Source organism: Arthrobacter sp., from assembly GCF_031988865.1.
Classification (GTDB): Bacteria; Actinomycetota; Actinomycetes; order Actinomycetales; family Micrococcaceae; genus Arthrobacter_B.
In genome coordinates this window covers 1-18,171 of the sequence record NZ_DALZXY010000074.1, presented here as the reverse complement: position 1 = coordinate 18,171, position 18,171 = coordinate 1, and the positions used below count along the sequence as shown (strand labels likewise).

The 18,171-nt window shown below is 66.0% G+C and carries 17 protein-coding genes; 8 read left to right on the top strand and 9 right to left on the bottom strand.

Annotation, left to right across the window (positions count from 1 at the left end):
* On the top strand, nt 1-1,107 hold a 1,107-nt coding region (locus RTN46_RS12895; protein ID WP_312181930.1), incomplete at its 5' end, for a thiamine pyrophosphate-dependent enzyme.
* A 140-nt stretch (nt 1,108-1,247) separates the two neighbouring features.
* Here RTN46_RS12895 and RTN46_RS12890 read toward each other — a convergent pair.
* The 5 genes from RTN46_RS12890 to RTN46_RS12870 form a co-directional block, all read right to left on the bottom strand.
* Nucleotides 1,248-2,009 (bottom strand): amino acid ABC transporter ATP-binding protein, encoded by a 762-nt coding sequence (locus tag RTN46_RS12890; protein WP_312181928.1) that lies wholly within the window; start codon nt 2,007-2,009, stop codon nt 1,248-1,250.
* 6 nt (nt 2,010-2,015) lie between these two features.
* A complete protein-coding gene (locus RTN46_RS12885) occupies nt 2,016-2,801 on the bottom strand; it encodes an amino acid ABC transporter permease (RefSeq protein WP_312181926.1) in 786 nt (261 codons plus the stop codon).
* A gap of 76 nt (nt 2,802-2,877) precedes the next feature.
* A complete protein-coding gene (locus RTN46_RS12880) occupies nt 2,878-3,663 on the bottom strand; it encodes a basic amino acid ABC transporter substrate-binding protein (protein ID WP_312181924.1) in 786 nt (261 codons plus the stop codon).
* A gap of 215 nt (nt 3,664-3,878) precedes the next feature.
* A complete protein-coding gene (locus tag RTN46_RS12875; RefSeq protein WP_312181923.1) occupies nt 3,879-4,664 on the bottom strand; it encodes a basic amino acid ABC transporter substrate-binding protein in 786 nt (261 codons plus the stop codon).
* A 134-nt stretch (nt 4,665-4,798) separates the two neighbouring features.
* Nucleotides 4,799-6,118: an isochorismate synthase gene (locus RTN46_RS12870; RefSeq protein ID WP_312181920.1), complete on the bottom strand. Its 1,320-nt coding sequence runs from the start codon at nt 6,116-6,118 to the stop codon at nt 4,799-4,801.
* Nucleotides 6,119-6,263: 145 nt separating this feature from the next.
* Between RTN46_RS12870 and RTN46_RS12865 the strand changes: the two genes are divergently transcribed.
* The 3 genes from RTN46_RS12865 (at nt 6,264) to RTN46_RS12855 (ending at nt 9,425) form a co-directional block, all read left to right on the top strand.
* On the top strand, nt 6,264-6,971 hold the full coding sequence (locus tag RTN46_RS12865; protein WP_312181918.1) for a demethylmenaquinone methyltransferase: 708 nt from the start codon (nt 6,264-6,266) through the stop codon (nt 6,969-6,971).
* Nucleotides 6,972-6,980: 9 nt separating this feature from the next.
* Nucleotides 6,981-8,327 (top strand): geranylgeranyl reductase family protein, encoded by a 1,347-nt coding sequence (locus RTN46_RS12860; protein ID WP_312181917.1) that lies wholly within the window; start codon nt 6,981-6,983, stop codon nt 8,325-8,327.
* An 87-nt stretch (nt 8,328-8,414) separates the two neighbouring features.
* Nucleotides 8,415-9,425, top strand: coding sequence for a polyprenyl synthetase family protein (locus RTN46_RS12855; protein ID WP_312181931.1), 1,011 nt, complete (start codon nt 8,415-8,417; stop codon nt 9,423-9,425).
* Between the two features lie 63 nt (nt 9,426-9,488).
* On the opposite strand, the gene RTN46_RS12850 is transcribed toward RTN46_RS12855, so the two are convergent.
* The 3 genes from RTN46_RS12850 to RTN46_RS12840 form a co-directional block, all read right to left on the bottom strand.
* Complete coding sequence (locus tag RTN46_RS12850) at nt 9,489-9,911, bottom strand: hypothetical protein (RefSeq protein ID WP_312181915.1); 423 nt, start codon at nt 9,909-9,911, stop codon at nt 9,489-9,491.
* Nucleotides 9,912-9,983: 72 nt separating this feature from the next.
* Nucleotides 9,984-10,616 (bottom strand): putative glycolipid-binding domain-containing protein, encoded by a 633-nt coding sequence (locus tag RTN46_RS12845; RefSeq protein WP_312181914.1) that lies wholly within the window; start codon nt 10,614-10,616, stop codon nt 9,984-9,986.
* 79 nt (nt 10,617-10,695) lie between these two features.
* Entirely contained in the window at nt 10,696-12,111 is a 1,416-nt protein-coding gene (locus RTN46_RS12840; RefSeq protein WP_312181912.1) for a PucR family transcriptional regulator ligand-binding domain-containing protein, read from the bottom strand.
* Nucleotides 12,112-12,265: 154 nt separating this feature from the next.
* Here RTN46_RS12840 and gabT point away from each other — a divergent pair, with 154 nt between their 5' ends.
* Nucleotides 12,266-13,621 (top strand): 4-aminobutyrate--2-oxoglutarate transaminase, encoded by a 1,356-nt coding sequence (gene gabT / locus RTN46_RS12835; RefSeq protein WP_312181910.1) that lies wholly within the window; start codon nt 12,266-12,268, stop codon nt 13,619-13,621.
* A 118-nt stretch (nt 13,622-13,739) separates the two neighbouring features.
* On the opposite strand, the gene RTN46_RS12830 is transcribed toward gabT, so the two are convergent.
* The gene (locus tag RTN46_RS12830; RefSeq protein ID WP_312181908.1) at nt 13,740-14,411 is read right to left on the bottom strand and encodes a TetR/AcrR family transcriptional regulator; all 672 of its coding nucleotides are present in this window, start codon (nt 14,409-14,411) and stop codon (nt 13,740-13,742) included.
* Between the two features lie 170 nt (nt 14,412-14,581).
* On the opposite strand from RTN46_RS12830, the gene RTN46_RS12825 reads away from it, so the two are divergent.
* The 3 genes from RTN46_RS12825 to RTN46_RS12815 all read left to right on the top strand — a co-directional run.
* Entirely contained in the window at nt 14,582-15,952 is a 1,371-nt protein-coding gene (locus tag RTN46_RS12825) for an NAD(P)/FAD-dependent oxidoreductase (RefSeq protein ID WP_312181906.1), read from the top strand.
* 7 nt (nt 15,953-15,959) lie between these two features.
* Entirely contained in the window at nt 15,960-16,874 is a 915-nt protein-coding gene (locus RTN46_RS12820; protein ID WP_312181904.1) for a universal stress protein, read from the top strand.
* Nucleotides 16,871-18,171 (top strand): APC family permease (locus RTN46_RS12815; protein WP_312181902.1); only part of this gene is annotated, 1,301 nt, incomplete at its 3' end. The genes RTN46_RS12820 and RTN46_RS12815, both read left to right, overlap by 4 nt.

Below are 18,171 nucleotides of genomic sequence, written 5' to 3'. Positions count from 1 at the left end.
ACCGGCGCCCCGGTCCCGCAGCCGGAAACGGCCGAAGGAGAGCCGGGAACCCTGACGGAGCTGGGCGGGACGCACCGCACCGTGGTGGTTGCCGGCGACGGCGGCGGGGAAGCGGCAGCCATGTTCGCCCGGCGGGCCGGCCTGCCGCTCTTCGCGGAGCCGTCCTCGAACGCCCGGTTCGGCCCCAGCGCCATTCCTGCCTACCGGCTGCTGCTTGAGGATCTGGGCGGGCAGATTGAGCGGGTGGTGGTCTTTGGCCGTCCCACCCTCTCCCGGCCGGTGTCCGCGCTGCTGGCCCGTCCGGACGTCGCCAAGGCCCTCTACGTGCCCCGGCCGGTGAACTGGTTCACGCCGGGGAAGCGGCCGGAGACCATCATCTCGGACCTTCGTGCGCTCCTCGCCTTCGCAGGTAAGGGAGCACCGGGCTGGCTGGAATCCTGGCAGCTGGCCTCCGCAGCGGCAGAAGCGGCCATCCGTTCCCTGCTGGCCGCAGAGACGGAGCTGAACGGGCTGCACGTAGCGGGCCTGGTCTGGGACCACTCAGACGGCAACCTGGTGCTGGGGTCCTCCAACACGATCCGCGACGTCGACCTGGTGGCGTCCACGAACTGGCACCCGCTGGACGTGTACGCCAACCGCGGGCTCGCCGGCATCGACGGTACGATCTCCACGGCAACCGGGATCGCCCTGGCCAACGGCATTCCGACCCGCCTGCTGCTCGGGGACCTCACCTTCCTGCACGACGCCGGCGGCCTGCTGCTCGGGGACGGCGAAGCCGAGCCGGACCTGCAGCTGGTGGTGCTCAACGACTCCGGCGGCGGAATCTTCAGCCTGCTCGAACATGGAGAACTGGGGGAGCGCGAGGAATACAGTGCCGTCGTCGAACGCTTCTTCGGCACCCCGCACCGGGCGGACATCGCCGCACTGGCCGCCGGCTACGGAGTAAGCCACCAGCTGGTCCGGACCGCGGAAGAGCTCACCGCAGCGCTGAAGGGTCCCATTCGGGGACGATCCGTCATTGAGGTCCCGGTGCAGCGCTCCGGGCTCCGCGCCCTGCACCGGCACGTGCGGGAAGCCGTCAGGGCCTCGCTGGGTACGGCCAGTTAGAGCGGCGGCCGACTGGAGCGGCAGCTGACTGGAACGTCGGCTGACTGGAACGTCGGCCCGACCGGCGAAGCGCAGAAGATGCAGAATGGCCCCGGACAGCAGTCCGGGGCCATTAGTTCGCCTGGGGTGTTCCGGGGCGGCTAGAGCACCTTGGAGAGGAACAAACGGGTGCGTTCATGCTGCGGGTTGCCCAGCACGTCCTCCGGCTTTCCCTGTTCGACGACGACGCCGCCGTCCATAAAGACCACCCGGTCACCGACCTCGCGGGCGAAGCCCATCTCATGGGTAACAACCATCATGGTCATGCCTTCTTCGGCGAGCTGGCGCATCACGGCGAGGACATCGCCAACCAGCTCCGGGTCAAGGGCGCTGGTGGGCTCGTCGAAGAGCATCATGTCCGGGTCCATGGACAGGGCGCGGGCGATTGCCACCCGCTGCTGCTGGCCGCCGGAGAGCTGCGCCGGGAAAGCCTTCGCGCGGTCAGCCAGACCCACCCGGGCCAGGTTCTTCATGGCTGTTTCTTCGGCCTCCGCCTTGCCGCGCTTCTTGGCCCGGCGCTGGGCCAGGGTCAGGTTCTGCAGCACGTTCAGGTGCGGGAAGAGGTTGAACTGCTGGAAGACCATGCCAATCCGGGTGCGCACGGCGTCCAGATCGGTCTCGGGATCCGTGATGTCCACGCCTTCAACCCGGATGATCCCGCTGGTGGGCTCCTCGAGCCGGTTCACGCAGCGCAGCAGCGTGGATTTTCCGCTGCCGGACGGGCCAATAACGCAGACAACTTCGCCCTGCGTAACGTGGAAGTCGATGCCTTTGAGCACCTCGTTCTCACCGAAGGACTTGTGCAGCTCCCGGACTTCAATGGCCGGGTGGACGGCGGACGGGGTAGGTGCAGCTGTGCTCACGCTGGATTACCGGCCTCTCTGGTTGTGGCGTTCGAGTTTGGCGACCAGCTGCGTCAGCGGCAGGGTAATGATCAGGTACATCACGGCTGCGAGGACCAGCGGGGTGGAGTTGGCCGACTGTGACACGGAATCCCGGGCGAAGGTCGTCAGCTCCCGGTCCTGCAGGGCCATGCCGGCGATGAACAGCAGTGAGGTGTCCTTGATGAGGATCACCAGCTCGTTCGTCAGCGGTGGGGTGATGATCCGGAATGCCTGCGGGAGGGTCACAGAGATCATGGTCCAGGCCGGCCCCATGCCCAGCGACCGGGCAGCCTCGGCCTGGCCCGGGGGAACAGCCTGGATTCCGGCGCGGATGGTCTCGGCGATGTAGGCACCGGACACCATAATCAGCGCGATCAGGCCCAGGGTGGCGTTGCCTCCCGGCGGACGCCATGCGAAGGCGATCGGCACAGCGAAAGCCATCGCGAAGATCACCAGCAGGGCCGGCAGGCCGCGGAAGATCTCGATGTAGACCGTGGCGGCCCAGCGGTACGGCGCCACGGGGGAGAGCTTCATCAGGGCCAGGATCAGACCGAGGATCATGCCGCCGATGAAGGCGATCACGGTGTAGATGATGGTGTTCTTCACGGCCACCGTAACGATGGTCGGGAAAGCCTTGGCCGCGACTTCGGGGTCGAAGAAGTTGGTGGCGATTGCCTGCCAGTCCGCGAGCAGAACTACGGCCAGGACAGCCAAGACGAAGACGACGTACAGGATGCCCCGGGTGAGGCGTCTGCGGGTGGACGGTTTCAAGGTGGAGGGCCTTCCGCGGAATTGATGGTGCCGTCCCGGGCGGGGTGTGCCCGGGACGGCGATGGGTCAGTCGTTTTTACTCGGTGAAGTACTTGTCGTAGATCTCCTGGTACTTGCCGTTTTCACGCAGGGCGGCCAGCTGTTCATTGACAGCTGCCACCAGTTCTTCGCTGCCCGTCTTGGACATGGCGAAACCGTAGGATTCGTCGGTTTCGAACTTCGCGGCGATGGTGAACGCACCATCCTGGGTGTGGCCCAGGTTCACGGGAAGATCCTGGAGCACTGCCTCGACCTGCCCGGCCTGCAGCGCCGGGAACAGTTCGGCGTCACTGGGGTAGGCAATGATGTTCGCCTCGGGGGCCTGCTCGCGGGCATAGGCTTCGCCGGTCGTGCCCTGCTGGACACCTACGTTCTTACCGGCCAGGTCCTCAATGCCTGCAATGTCGGAGCCCTCGGGGACCAGGATGGACTGCAGGGAGTCATAGTAAGGGTCGGAGAAGGCCAGGTTCTGCTGGCGTTCCTCGGTGATGGTCATGGCGCTGGCGCCAAGGTCGCACTGCCGTGATGCCAGGACGGTGCCGCCCTGCAGGCCGTCAAAACCGACATCCTGGATGGAGATGTCCAGCCCCATACCGGTCGCAATTTCCGTAATGAGGTCCATGTCGAACCCGGTGTATTCGCCGTTGTCGCCTTCGAACTCGAAGGGCGGGTAGGGGATGTCGGAGCACACAGTCAGTGTTCCCTCGGTAACGAGGTTCAATCCGGAATCCGAGGCGGTGTCCTCACCCCCGCCGCAGGCAGAGAGCAGGAGCGCAGACAATGCCGCAGCGGCCAGGACGGAGGATCGTGCTTTGTACGGCATTGTTAACTACCTTCTCTTGGACGGAGCTGGGCGGGGACCCGGAGGCCCCTGAACGCATTTGGCAAGCAGTCTAGATTGTACGCATGCTGTTTTTGCCCATGTGCCGTGTATTCCGGCCTCCGGCGCGGCGGACCCTGCGCCTGCGGGGACCCGCACAGCAGCCGGCGCGGACCCTGGTGGCCCAAGATCCGCGCCGGCTGCGCTGCTGGGTGCTCCTACTCGCTGAAGTAGCGGTCGTAGATTTCCTGGTACTTACCGTTCTCCCGCAGCTCGGACAGTTGGGTGTTGACCGCCGAAACCAGTTCCTCGCTGCCCTGCTTCCTCATCGCGAAGCCGTAGGCCTCATCCGTCTCGTACTTCGCGACGATGGTGAACGCACCGCCGTCGGTGTGGCCGAGGTTCACGGGCAGGTCCTGAAGCACAGCGTCGATAGCACCGGCCTGCAGGGCCGGGAAGAGCTCGGCGTCGGACTGGAAGGAGATCACTTCCGCGCCCTTGGCGTTGTCGCGGGCATAGGTCTCACCCGTGGTGCCCTGCTGGACGCCGACCTTCTTGCCGGCCAGGTCTTCCAGGGAAGCCACGGAGGAATCCGCCGGAACCAGCAGCGACTGCAGCGAGTCGTAGTACGGGTCGGAGAATGCCAGCTTGTCGGCGCGGTCCGGAGTGATGGACATGGCGGCAGCAATCACGTCGCACTGGTTGGCGGCCAGCACGGTGCCGCTCTGGAGCCCGTCAAAGCTGACGTTCTGGACGGACCAGTCCAGGCCCATGCCGGTGGCAATCTCCCGGGTCAGGTCCATGTCGAACCCGGCGTACTCCCCATTGTCGTCAACGTACTCAAACGGCAGGAACGGAACGTTCGAGCAGACGGTCAGTGTGCCCTTATTAACGAGGCCAAGGCCGGAATCATCGGCGGAATCCGAGCCTGAGCTGCAGGCAGTGAGGCTGAGGGCGCCGGCGGCCAGGACGGCTACAACGGCTTTGCGTGCTTTGTGGTGCATGGAGTTAGAACCCTTAAATCGTCAAAAATCGCCAAAACATAGCAGAGCTGTCGCTCCGGGGTGGGGTGGATCGGGGCGTCCGCGGCGACGCTCCGGCTACCTAGATTGTACCGAAGGGCCGGGGAGCCCTAGCGTCAGGAAACCTGGCCGGAAAGGACGCGGGATCGGTCCAGGCCCAGCGCCTCAAGCATCGGCCGGAATTTGCTCCAGGTTTCTTCCAGCTCAGCGGTTGGGTTGGAACCGGAGACTATGCCGCAGCCGGCGTAGAGGCGGAGGCTCGTCGGGTCCTCAATCACGGCCCCGCGCAGGGCGATGCCCCACTCGCCGTTACCCGCGGCGTCGAGCCATCCCACCGGTCCCGCGTACGGGCCGCGGTCCATGTGTTCCAGCTCGCTGATCAATTCCCCGGCCACGCTGGTGGGGAAGCCGCAGACGGCGGCAGTGGGATGCACTGCCTCAATCAGGTCCAGGGGAGTGGGCAGGGTGCCGGCTTCGATGCGCAGGTCAGCGGTGACGTCCGAAGCGAGGTGCCAGACGTTCGGAAGTTCCAGGACGAACGGCTCGCTGTGGGAGGTCATGGAGGAGGTGAAGGGTTCAAGCTGACGGGTGAGGGAATCGATGGCAATCGCGTGTTCGTGCTGCTGCTTTTCCGAACCAGCCAGGACCCGCTTGGCGTAGCCGGGGTCATCCAGCGGTGCGGTGGCGCGGTCCAGGGTGCCGGCCAGAACGCGGGCGCTGGCCTGCCCGTCCTCCACTTTGATGAGCATCTCAGGGGTGGAGCCGATCAGGCCGTCCACCGAATAGGTCCAGCAGCTGTCATAGCGCAGTGCCAGTTCCCGCAGCACCTGCGCCGTGGCAATGGGGGAGGAGAGAGTGGCGACGATGTCCCGGGCGAGCACGATTTTGCTCAGGTCCCCAGCCGCGATGTGGGCCACGGAGCGGGCCACGGCGTTCTTCCATTCGGACTCGGAGAGAACCCCGGGACGGATGCGGTCGCTGCCCTCGGGCAGCTGTTCCTCTGAGCCCTCTTCCAGATATCCGGCCAGTGCGGCAATTACGCCTTCCGCGTCCAGGAGAAGGTCCGGGTCAGTGGTGGTCTGCGTGACCCAGGCCGTGCCACCGCGGGAGCCAACGATAATTTCGGGGACCACCAGGCGGGACTGGAAGGGGGAACGTTTCGAGAAGGCAAAGGACCCGAACGCTGCCGGACCCGTGCCGGGGACGGCCACCTGGTCCTCAGCCACTGCCTCCGCAGCCGTCTCCGCCCACCAGCGGCGGGCAGCAGCGAACCGGTCGGGGCCGGTGGAGGTGAACCGCAGGGTTTCGCCGAAGCCCACCAGGCCTTCGCCGCGGCGGATCCAGCACAGCTGGTCGTTGCGGACCAGATACTCCAGCAGCCCAATGGCGGCTGACGGCACGCCCAGGGGAATGGTAAGGGAACGCAGGGTCGTCATAGTGCCTCCAACCCTACTCCGACTGCGCGTGCCTCCCGCATTCCGGCCCCGACATGGCGCCCGGACTCACACGTATGTGTGACGAACAGTAAAAGGGGTAGTCCGCCGGTTCGGCGGCCTCACTATTGTTTGAGACAATGAGCGGGTGAAGCGTGCAACTTTGGAAAAACGCCCCGATGAAGTCGCTGCCATGTTTGATGAGGTGGCCCCCAAATACGACATCGTCAATGATGTGCTGTCCATGGGCCAGACGCGCCGCTGGCGCCGCCTGGTGGTGGACGCGGTAGGTGCCCGGCCGGGACAGCGCGTCCTGGACCTGGCGGCCGGAACCGGCACCTCCAGTGAGCCGTATGCCGACGCGGGTGTTTCCGTGGTTGCCTGCGACTTCTCGCTGGGCATGCTGAAGGTCGGCAAGCGCCGCCGCCCGGACATCGACTTCGTTGCCGGCGACGCCACCAACCTGCCGTTCGCTGACGAATCCTTCGACGCCGCCACCATCTCCTTCGGGCTGCGTAACGTGAACGAGCCGCAGAAGGCGCTTGAAGAGATGTACCGCGTCACCAAACCAGGCGGAACGCTGGTCATCGCGGAGTTCTCTTCCCCGGTGGTGCCGGTCTGGCGCACCATGTACACCGAATACCTGATGCGCGCCCTCCCCCCGATCGCCAGGAAGGTGGCCTCCAACCCGGATGCCTACGTTTACCTGGCCGAATCCATCCGTGCCTGGCCGGACCAGGATGGCCTCGCTGCCTGGATTTCCGATTCCGGCTGGCAGGACGTTGCCTACCGGAACCTCACCGGCGGGATCGTTGCCATCCACCGGGCGGTCAAGCCTGCAGAAACCGTAGGTTAAGCGGGCCAAGTGAAAGTCCTGATTGTCGGGGCCGGCCCCGCCGGCTCCACCGCCGCTTACTACCTGGCTTCGGCCGGGATTGACGTGACCGTGCTGGAGAAGACCTCCTTCCCCCGGGAGAAAGTCTGCGGCGATGGGCTGACCCCCCGGGCAGTGCGTGAAATCCAGCTCCTGGGCCTGCCGCACGACGAGGCTGACGGGTGGCGCCGCAACAAGGGGCTGCGCCTGATCGCTTCCGGACGGACGATCGAGGTGCCCTGGCCGGAACTCTCCGACTTCCCCTCCTACGGCCTGGTGCGCACACGCCTGGGCTTCGATGAGGCGCTGGCCCGGCACGCCGAGGCTGCAGGTGCCGTCGTCTTCGAGCGGCACAGTGTGACCGAAGCCCTGCGGGACGATTCCGGGCGGGTCCGCGGCGTCGTCGCCAATGTCCTGGACGAGCGCGGACGCCGGACGGGACAGACGCGTGAATTCACGGCCGACGTTGTCCTGGCGGCGGACGGCAACTCCAGCCGCACCGCCCTGAGCCTGGGCCTGGAGAAACGCGACGACCGTCCGCTTGGCGTGGCGGTACGCACCTACTTCACCTCTCCGCGCACCGATGATGACTGGATGGAAGGCTGGCTGGAACTCCCGGATGCCGCCGGAAATCCGCTCCCCGGGTACGGATGGGTCTTCGGCGTCGGCGACGGAACCTCCAACGTGGGCCTGGGGATCCTGAACTCCTCCAAGGAGTTCGGACGCCTGGACTACCGCAAGGTTCTGCGGGACTGGACCGCCGGGATGCCCGAGGAATGGGGCTTTACACCGGAGAACCAGGTCGGGGAGATCCGCGGCGCCGCCCTTCCCATGGGGTTCAACCGGACCCCGCATTATTCACCCGGCCTGCTGCTGCTCGGCGACGCCGGCGGAATGGTCAGCCCGTTCAACGGCGAGGGCATTTCCTACGCCATGGAATCGGCCCGCTTCGCGGCCGACTACATCGTCTCCGCCGGCCAGGCTGCCGGCACCCCCGGCCGGCTAGCCGCGCAGGCCGCCTTCGACGGCGTACTGGCCGGGTACGCGGACCGGGTCCGGTCCGAATGGGGAAGCCACTTCACCATGGGCCGGATCTTCGCCGGCATGATCGGCAGGCCAGCCGTGATGAAGCTTGCCCTGCGCACCGGAATGCCGTTCCCCGTCCTCATGAAGTTTGTTGTCCGGATGCTGGCCAACCTCGTGGACGCGTCCCCCCGGGGGATCGAGGATAGAGTGATTGCATTGATGGAAATGCTTGTTCCGGCCGCTTCCAACCAGGACGCCGCTTCGCAGCCCGCCAAGGCAGCGGGGAATACCGGCGGTGCCAGCAATGTCTAACCCTGCCAACCCGTCCCGACGAGAAGTTAGCCATAAACAGTGACTGAATCCGCCAATGCCAGCCCGGAAGCAGCCGGGGACGCCGAGATGGTTCTTCCGCCCGGATTTGCCCCTCTCGCCCAGGACCCTGTCCTGGGCCCGGCCATCGCAGCCGGCCTGGAAAAAGTGGAAGTGCAGCTTCGCGAGGCGATCGCGAATGCCGATCCCTTTGCTGACGCCACGTCCCGGCACCTGCTGGAAGCCGGCGGCAAGCGCGTCCGGCCGCTGCTCGTCCTCCTGGCCTCGCAGCTTGGTGCGGACCCGGGTAACGACGACGTCCGCACGGCCGCCGTCGTGGTCGAGCTGACGCACCTGGCCACGCTTTATCACGATGACGTGATGGACTCGGCACCCGTCCGCCGCGGGGCCCCCACTGCCCATGAGGTGTGGGGCAACTCCGTGGCTGTGCTGACCGGAGACCTGATCTTCGCCCGTGCGTCGTCGCTGGTGTCCGTCCTGGGCGGCGAAGCGCTGGCCATTCAGGCCAGGACCTTCGAGCGCCTAGTCCTGGGCCAGCTGCATGAAACAGTGGGGCCGGCCGACGGCGATGACCCGCTGGAACACTACCTGTCCGTGATCGCGGGTAAGACCGGGTCCCTGATCGCGGCGTCCGGCCAGCTTGGAGCCTTGTTCGGCGGCGCCGATGCCCAGACCGTCCAGATCATGGTGGAGTACGGCGAGAAGGTCGGCGTGGCCTTCCAGCTCGCTGACGACGTCATCGATGTTGCGGGGTTGAAGGACAAGTCCGGCAAAACCCCCGGAACCGACCTGCGCGAAGGCGTCCCGACCCTCCCTGTGCTGCTGCTGCGCCGCAACGCCGCTGCGGGGGACACCGACGCCGCCGAGGTCCTGAAACTGGTAGACGGGGACCTCACTAGCGACGAGGCACTGGCCGACGCGGTGGCAGCCGTCCGCGGCGACCGTGCGACGGCGCAGGCCTGGGAAGTGGCCCGTCAATGGGCGGCCGACGCCGTGGCAGCACTGGACCCGATGCCGGATTCCGTGGTCAAGGCATCTCTGGTGGCGTTCGCTGAAGCCGTGGTGGAGCGCGAGGCCTAGCCCCGGGCTGAAAGCCCTATTCCGTTTTTCCGCGGGTGCGAAGCGCACCCGCGGAAAAGGAAATCAGTCTTCGTCGTCCTCGAAAACCCACTCAAACATGTCGAAGACGTACTCGCTGAAGGTGCCTTCTTCGCTCTGCCAATCGCCGCGGGCGTTGTTGCGCCGCCAGACGATCGGGTCCGGGACGTCCAGCTGGTCGGTGCGGAAGCCCCAGACGAACTTTTCATCCTCATCCTCGAGGAAGAGCAGGTAGCCGTCCTCGACCTCCAGCTCGTCGGGGTCCCAGAAGAAGTGGTACGACTCCATGAGGTCTTCGCAGCCGCCGAGTGCCAGGTAAAATTCCCGCAGCACCAGCGGAATCGAAAAGTCATGCTCCTCAAGCATCTCGCCCAGCTCCTCGGCGGGGATGCCGTCTTCGGAGCGCCACTGATCCTCCAGGTATCTGGGAACCAGCGCGCGGAACTTTTCCAGGAACATTTCACTCATTGCGGGGGATCTCCAAAGTTGCAGGCGGACGTACTTCAATCCTAGCCGCGTGGAGCGGCCGCCCCGTCCGCCTTAGCCCGTGCGCCGGGCGAGACCGGGGTAGTCCAGAACGACGCCGTCGGCGTCGACCGTCAGTTCAGCGGTGAAACCGCGGGTGGCGGAGGAATAGAGGACGATCGCGGTGCCTCGTTCCCCGCGGTACGGGGAGACCTGAGAGTAGACCTGTTCACTGGCCACCACCCGCAGGCTGGGCATCTCCACCCAGGCCATGGTGAGCCGGGTTTCGTCCGGCGGGGCTGCGTTGTTGAGCAGGTCCAGGCGGAGGATCGGCATGGTATTCGTCAGCGGGCACAGACCCAGATCGCAGTCCTGGGCGTTGTCCAGCGCCAGCGGATCTTCGATGCCGGGTGCGGGCAGATCAGTCTGTCCGCTGGTCAGCACCTGCGAGTCCCAGCGCCCCTCCACGGATCGGGTCAGGTCCAGGGACCGGGACCAGTCCGCGCCCGTCACCTGCACCTGGAGGCGGCGGGTAACCCAGCCGGGAGAGGTGGTCAGGGTCCAGGTTGCACTGTACTCCTCGCAGGTGGAGGTCCCGCTGGCTGCCAGTTCCCCGGCCCGAAAGGACACGACGGCGGAATCCCGGCGTCCGGGGTCGTCAACGCCCGCCCAGTGAAGGGTCCTGGCGGGCTGCGCTGGCAAGTCCATTCCTACAGAGTAGGGTCCGGCATAAAACGGCACAAAACGGAGGGGTCCGCAGCTGGCGGGCAGCCCGGGGGCAGGGCCATCAGCCTGCCAGCCGGCGGACGTTCAGGGCCAGGTACAGATGTACCCGGTCCCCCGTGACGGCTGGGTCGTAGCCGGAGAGGTCAGCGATCTGTGAGAGCCGGTACCGCACAGTGTTGCGGTGCAGGCCCAGTTCGTGGGCCACCTTCGCGACCGACCCGTTGAGCGCCAGGTACGTCTCCAGGGTGGTCACCAGTTCAGCGTCGTGGGCAGTATCAAAAGCGAGCAGGGGCTCCAGGGCCTCCGCCGCGAGATCAGCCAGCGGCACATCCCGGCTGGCCATCAGCAGCGAAGCCAGGCTCAGCCGGTCCGGCTGGTTGACCGCTGCGCCGCGGAGCAGTCCTTCCTTGGCCTCGTAATAGCCCCAGCGCAGGCCGGCCGGGTCGGCGTACGCCCCGCCGAGGCCGACCTTGGCGGTCAGTCCCGCGTCGCGGAGGTAGCTGCTGAGCGCTGCTGCCAGCTCCGAGGGATTGCCGTCTGGAAACAGGATGACGAGCCGGTCTTCGAGGATGGCGGTCACGGCCGGGTCGAAGCCGGCGGGGAGGGGCAGGGAGGGAAGGGAACGGGCCTGCGAGGGTGCGGTCTCCACGAGCAGGGTGAGTTGTCTCCGGTCCGTGCTGACACCGGAGGAGCGCAGCCGGTGCACGGCGTCCTGGCCGCTGAGCTTGCCGGCAACGATGTCCGCAAGCAGCTGGCCGTTGACTGCCCGCTCACGCATGCGGCGCCGGGCCTGGTTGTTGAGTTCGACGCTGATCAGGCTCTGCGCATAGGCAATAAGGTCCGGCTGGCGGAACGGTTCCGCTACCGCCAGGGTGCAGCGGTCGCGCATCCCGGTGGCGATGGGCTTGCTGTGCCAGATGGCTCCCGGTGTGCTCTCGCCGGCGGAATAGATTAGGGCGCCGTACTGGTGCAGGGCCACCTCAGTGCCGAGGATCTGCGCGAGTTCGCGGAGCAGCCCGCCGAGGCCCTGCCCGGAAAGGAGCGCCTTGGCCAGCACCTGGTGGCCGGAGAGGAGATCGTGGAGCTGCCCCACGTGGTCGGCCGAGAGCGCGTCGGCCACGAGCTTTCCGACGGCCATAAACGGTGTCTTATAGGGAACTTCAAAGACCGGCAGTCCCAGCCGGTTGGCTTCTTCCACCAGCGGTCCCGGTACCCGGTCCTGGCTGAGTCCGGTGCCAAAGCCAATGGCCAGGGCGCCTGCCCGGTGCACGCTCTCTACGAAGCGGCGCTGCACTGCCCCCGTACGCTGCCGCATTCCGGTGGTGAGGACCACCTCTCCTCCGCTCAGGAAGGGCGCGGGGTCTTCGAGCTCCGTGACAGCGATCCACTGCACCGGCGCCGGATCGATTGCCGCGGTGCCGCGTACAGCCAGGGCTAGGTCTTCGGCAGCGAGGAGATCGGAAAGAGAGATAGGCACGCAACAACTATAAACTGCTGGGATTGGGCATTTGCACGTACAGTCAGGACAATCATTGTGCGGGTGGCCGTCCCCCGGCAGTGCAGCAGACGCGTAAGTTGGGGAACACTGCGGACTGACGCCGCCCCTCACTTTGTTCCTGAAAGGCAGAACCATGAGCACATCAGCCATCGAACCGACTTACCGGCTGGAGCAGAAGCGGAATATCACCGGGGCGTTCCCCGGTCCGAAGTCCGCTGCGCTGAGCGAACGCCGTGCCGCCGTGGTGGCCAAGGGCGTCGCTTCCAGTGTTCCGGTCTACGTCCAGGACGCCGACGGCGGAATCATCCAGGACGTCGACGGCAACTCCTTCATCGACCTGGGCTCCGGCATCGCCGTGACCAGCGTGGGTGCCTCCGACCCGGCAGTCGTTGCCGCTGCCCAGGAGCAGGTTGCCCGGTTTACGCACACCTGCTTTATGGTCACCCCGTACGAAGGCTACGTGGAGGTCGCTGAGAAGCTGGCCGAACTGACCCCGGGCAGCCACGAAAAGCGCACCGTGCTCTTCAACTCCGGCGCCGAAGCCGTGGAGAACGCCATCAAGATCGCCCGTTCGGCCACCGGCCGCCAGGCAGTCGTCGCCTTCGACCACGCCTACCACGGCCGCACCAACCTCACCATGGGCCTGACCGCCAAGGCCATGCCCTACAAGACCGGTTTCGGTCCGTTCGCTTCCGAGATCTACCGGATGCCGATGAGCTACCCCTTCCGCGAGGAAAACCCGGAGATCACCGGCGTTGAAGCCGCTAACCGGGCCATCCTTGCCATCGAGAAGCAGATCGGCGCAGACCAGCTGGCTGCGCTGCTTATCGAACCGATCCAGGGCGAAGGCGGCTTCATCGTTCCGGCTGAGGGCTTCCTGCCCCGCCTGTCCGAGTGGGCCAAGGAAAACGGCATCGTTTTCATTGCCGACGAAGTGCAGTCAGGCTTCTGCCGGACCGGCGAATGGTTCGCCGTCGATCACGAGGGTGTTGTCCCGGACATCCTGACCATGGCCAAGGGCATCGCCGGCGGCATGCCGCTCTCCGCGGTCACCGGCCGGGCCGATCTGCTCGACGCCGTGCACCCCGGCGGCCTGGGCGGAACCTACGGCGGTAACCCGGTGGCCTGTGCCTCCGCACTCGCTGCCATCGAAACCATGAAGTCCCAGGATCTGGCCGGCCGCGCCCGCCACATCGAGGAGATCACGGTTCCGCGCATGAGCAAGGTTGCCGAGGAAACCGGTGTGATCGGCGAGGTCCGCGGCCGCGGTGCCATGCTGGCCCTGGAACTCGTGAAGCCGGGTACCAAGACTCCCGACGCTGATGCAGCCAAGGCCATCGCCGCTGCCTGCCTGGCAGAGGGTGTCATCATCCTCACCTGCGGCACGTACGGCAACGTCATCCGCCTGCTGCCCCCGCTGGTTATCAGCGACGAGCTGCTCTCCGACGGCCTTGACGTGCTGGAAGCGGCTATCCGCGCCCAGGCCTAGGGCAGGCGGGGCGCTCCGGCGCCAATGACCTGAGCCAATGACCTGAGAAGGGGCGGTGCCCGGTTTTTATACCGGGCGCCGTCCCTTTTTTGGTTTTCGGTTTCGCCCCGCAGCGCCGCTAGCTGCTGGGCTGCTGCCGGGTTCCCGGCGACGAGAATCCGTGGATCAGGGCGCCAAGCCCTGCCTCGAAAGCCTCCTCGGCCGCCTCGCCGCCAATCCGCGCTGCAGCGGCAGCCACCGCCGCGGTGAACCGGGGGCTTTCGTCAGTTAAGGGGCCGGTATCAAAAATGTCCTCCGGCGCCACGGCGTCGAACGCTGATCCGAAGATGAAGGATTCCAGCGCCACAATCGCCGGGACGATTCGGGCTTCTTCCCATCCGGCACGCAGGAAGCCTGCCGTCACGGCCTCGTACATCGCCAGGGTGCGCGGCGCTCCGCCCACCTGCAAAACCGCGATGACGGGGATCAGCGGGGTGTGCTGGATGAAAACGTCCCGGTAGGAGCTGGCCCAGATGCGAACGGCTTCCTCCCACGTCCGGCCGGTAAACCCGCTGACGTCCACCTTGGCCATGAGATCGTCCTGGATCCACCGCAGGACCTCCTGCTTGGAGGAGGCATGGTTGTACAGTGCCGACGGCGCAACCTGGAGCTTTGCGGCCAGCGAAGACATGGTGAAGCCGCCGTAGCCACGGACACCGATAACGTCCAGGGCTGCCTTGGTGATGTTTTCCCTGGTCAGGACGCGATGGTGCGGCCGCCCCGCAGCTCGCTTGGTGCGTGTTGGCGGCATCACAGTTCCTCCAAAGGTCTCCGGGCATCGGAGCCCAAAAATTAATATTCGCACAAAGTCTCTCTCCATGCCGGGGGTCAGCTAGAGTGTCGATACAAAATGAACGCTATTCATTTATAGGCTTTCATTTTTGCGCGGCCGGCGGTCGGCCGCGGGAGAGAGGAAATACAGTGCAAAACCTGGAACGCGACGTAGTCATCATCGGCGCAGGCCCCTCCGGCCTGACAACTGCCCGGAAGCTGAAGGCCGCAGGCCTGAGCGTTGCCGTGCTGGAAGCCCGCGACCGCGTGGGCGGCCGCACCTGGTCGGACACGATCGACGGTGCCTTCCTCGAAATCGGTGGACAGTGGATCTCCCCGGACCAGGAGGTCCTGAGCGAACTGGTGGAGGAACTGGGACTGGAAACCTTCGCCCGCTACCGCGAAGGCGAGTCCGTCTACATCGGGTCGGACCACCGCGCTGTCCGTTACACGGGGGAGATGTTCCCGGTCGCCGAAGAGACGGCCAAGGAAATGGAACGGCTCATCAACCTGCTTGACGAGCTGACGGCCAAGACCGATCCGGCCGCACCGTGGACGCACCCGGATGCCCGCGAGCTGGACACCATCTCCTTCCACCACTGGCTGCGCAGCCAGTCCTCCGACGAAGAAGCCTGCAACAACATCGGGCTGTTCGTGGCCGGTGGCATGCTCACCAAGCCGGCGCATTCCTTCTCCACTCTGCAGGCGCTGCTGATGTCCGCCTCGGCCGGGTCCTTCTCCAACCTCGTGGACGAAGACTTCATCCTCGACCGCCGCGTTGCCGGTGGCATGCAGCAGGTTTCGGAGCGGATGGCCGCAGAACTGGGCGACGACGTCGTCCTGAACTCTCCGGTCCGCACGCTGCGCTGGTCCGAAGGTGCCGAGGGCACTTCCGTCACCGCCATTGCCGACGGCGTCAGCGTCACCGCACGCTTCGCGGTCATGGCCGTGCCGCCGAACCTCTACTCCCGGGTTTCCTTCGAGCCCCCGCTGCCGCGCCGCCAGCACCAGATGCACCAGCACCAGTCCCTGGGCCTGGTCATCAAGGTCCACGCCGTCTACGCAACCCCGTTCTGGCGGGACAAGGGCCTGTCCGGCACCTGCTTCAGCGCGCACGAGCTGGTCCAGGAGGTCTACGACAACACCAACCACGGCGACCCCCGCGGCACCCTGGTGGGCTTCGTGTCCGACGAAAAGGCCGACCGGATGTTCGAACTGAGCGCAGAAGAGCGCAAGCAGGCCATCCTTGAATCCATCGCCGGCTACCTGGGCGAAGAGGCCCTGTCCGCCGAGGTCTACTACGAGTCCGACTGGGGCTCGGAGGAATGGACCCGCGGTGCCTACGCCGCCAGCTTCGACCTCGGCGGCCTGCACCGCTACGGTCCGGACCAGCTGGTTCCCGTTGGCCCCATCTACTGGTCCAGCTCCGATCTGGCAGCCGAGGGCTACCAGCACGTCGACGGTGCCGTCCGGATGGGTGCACAGACCGCAGCCCGGATCCTGTCCCGGTTCAAGGGCTAAGCAACCGGTGCGCTACGTAGTCGGCTATGCCGCCACGGAACGGGGCCGGGATGCCCTGAACCTGGCCTGCGCGCTCGCGCGCAGCCAGGGCGCGTCCCTGGACCTCGTCATGATCGACCCGGAACAGTCGCCGTACACGGCGGTTTACCCGCCGGACCGGTCCTACGCCACGCTCTTGGCTGAACAGCTGGGGTCCTGGTTGGACGAGGCCCTGGCCATGGTGCCGGAGGATATTGAGGCACGGGGACACATCCGGGGTGCCGATTCCGACGCACGTGGCCTCATTGACGCAGCAGATGAATTCGGCGCCGGCCTGATTGTGGTCGGCGCCGGAAGCAACGGGCTGTTCAAGCGCTACACAGTGGGCAGCGTTGCCAATGCACTGCTGCACGCCGCCCACGTCCCCGTGGCGCTGGCACCGCGCGGCTACAGCCGCACAGAACCGGTTACCCGGGTGACCTGTGCAGTTGGTGAGCGGCGCGGTGCCGAAGACGTCCTCGAAGTCGGTGCTGCATCGGCCGCCCAGCGCGGCCTGCCGCTGCGCCTGCTTTCGCTCCTTGCGCTGGACTCCACGGAGAGCGCGGCCCTGGACGAGGCACGGACGCACGTGGCCGACCGCGTGGCCAAGGCACAAGTACTCACCCACGGGCGCAGCGAAGTCACCGGCGCGGTTGCGCAGGGGCGCACGATCGAAAACGCCGTCGACAACCTCGATTTCGATGACGGGGAAATCTTCATTATCGGCTCCAGCCGCCTGGCCCTGCATAACCAGCTGTTCCTGGGGACCACGGCGTCGAAGGTGCTGCGCAGCCTGCCCGTACCCATGGTCGTGGTTCCCCGCGGCTACACTGGGACGCCGGACGGCACCGTTGCCGCAACGCAGCCGGCCGCACCCGCACCGCAGTCAGGAGAACCGCAATGAGCGCCAAGACACGAGCATCAGCGCGCCCTGGCGCCGGGGGAAGCGGGCTCTCCAGCAAGGGGCTGAAAGGCGGGCAGGTCGGGCTGATCGGCGCCGTCGTCATCGGCATCTCCTGCATCGCTCCGGCCTACACCCTCACCTCCGGGCTCGGCCCAACGATCTCCGAAGTTGGAGTCCAGCTTCCGGCGATCTTCCTGGTCGGCTTTATCCCGATGATCCTGGTAGCCATCGGGTACCGGGAACTAAACACCGCCATGCCGGACTCGGGCACGTCCTTCACCTGGGCGTCCCGGGCGTTCGGGCCCTGGGTCGGCTGGATGGGTGGCTGGGGGCTGATCACCGCGACCATCATCGTGCTCTCGAACCTGGCGGCCGTCGCGGTGGACTTCTTCTATCTGATGCTCGCGCAGGTGACAGGCAACGACGCCCTTGCGGACCTGACCAATAACCTCCCGCTGAACATAGCGACGACGCTGGTGTTCATTGGTGTGGCGTGCTGGATTTCCTACCGCGGCGTCGAGACGACCAAAACAGTGCAGTACGTCCTGGTCGCCTTCCAGCTGGTCGTGCTTACCTGGTTCTCGGTGTCCGCGTTTATCCACGTGGGCAACGGCACCGCCTTTGACGCCACCCAGATCAGCGCCTCGTGGTTCAATCCCTTCGCGGTCGAATCGTTCTCCGCATTTGCCGCCGGGGTCTCCCTCTCAATCTTCGTGTACTGGGGATGGGACGTAACCCTCACCATGAACGAGGAAACCAAGGACCCGGAAAAGACGCCGGGCCGTGCCGCTACGGCCACGGTTTTTGTGATCGTGCTGATCTACATGATGATCGCGCTTGCCGTGATCTCCTACGCCGGCGTCGGCGACGGAGAGCTCGGGGCAGGGAACCCGGATAACCAGGAGAGCATTTTCGCTGTGCTGGCCGGCCCCGTGATGGGCCCGTTCGCCATCCTGATGTCCCTGTCCATCCTGAGCAGCTCGGCCGCTTCGCTGCAGTCCACGTTCGTCTCTCCGGCACGCACGCTGCTGGCGATGGGACATTACCGTGCCCTGCCCCGCAGCTTCAGCAGGATCAGCCCTGCCCACAAGTCACCGGGGTATGCCACTGTGGCGGCCGCAGTGGCCGCGGCCGGGTTCTACGTCATCACCAGGCTTCTGTCCGAGAACGCCCTCTGGGACACGATTACCGCGCTTGGCCTGATGATCTGCTTCTACTACGGTCTGACGGCTCTGGCCTGTGTCTGGTACTTCCGCCGCGAAGCCTTCAGCAGCGTCCGCAACTTCCTGGTCAAGAT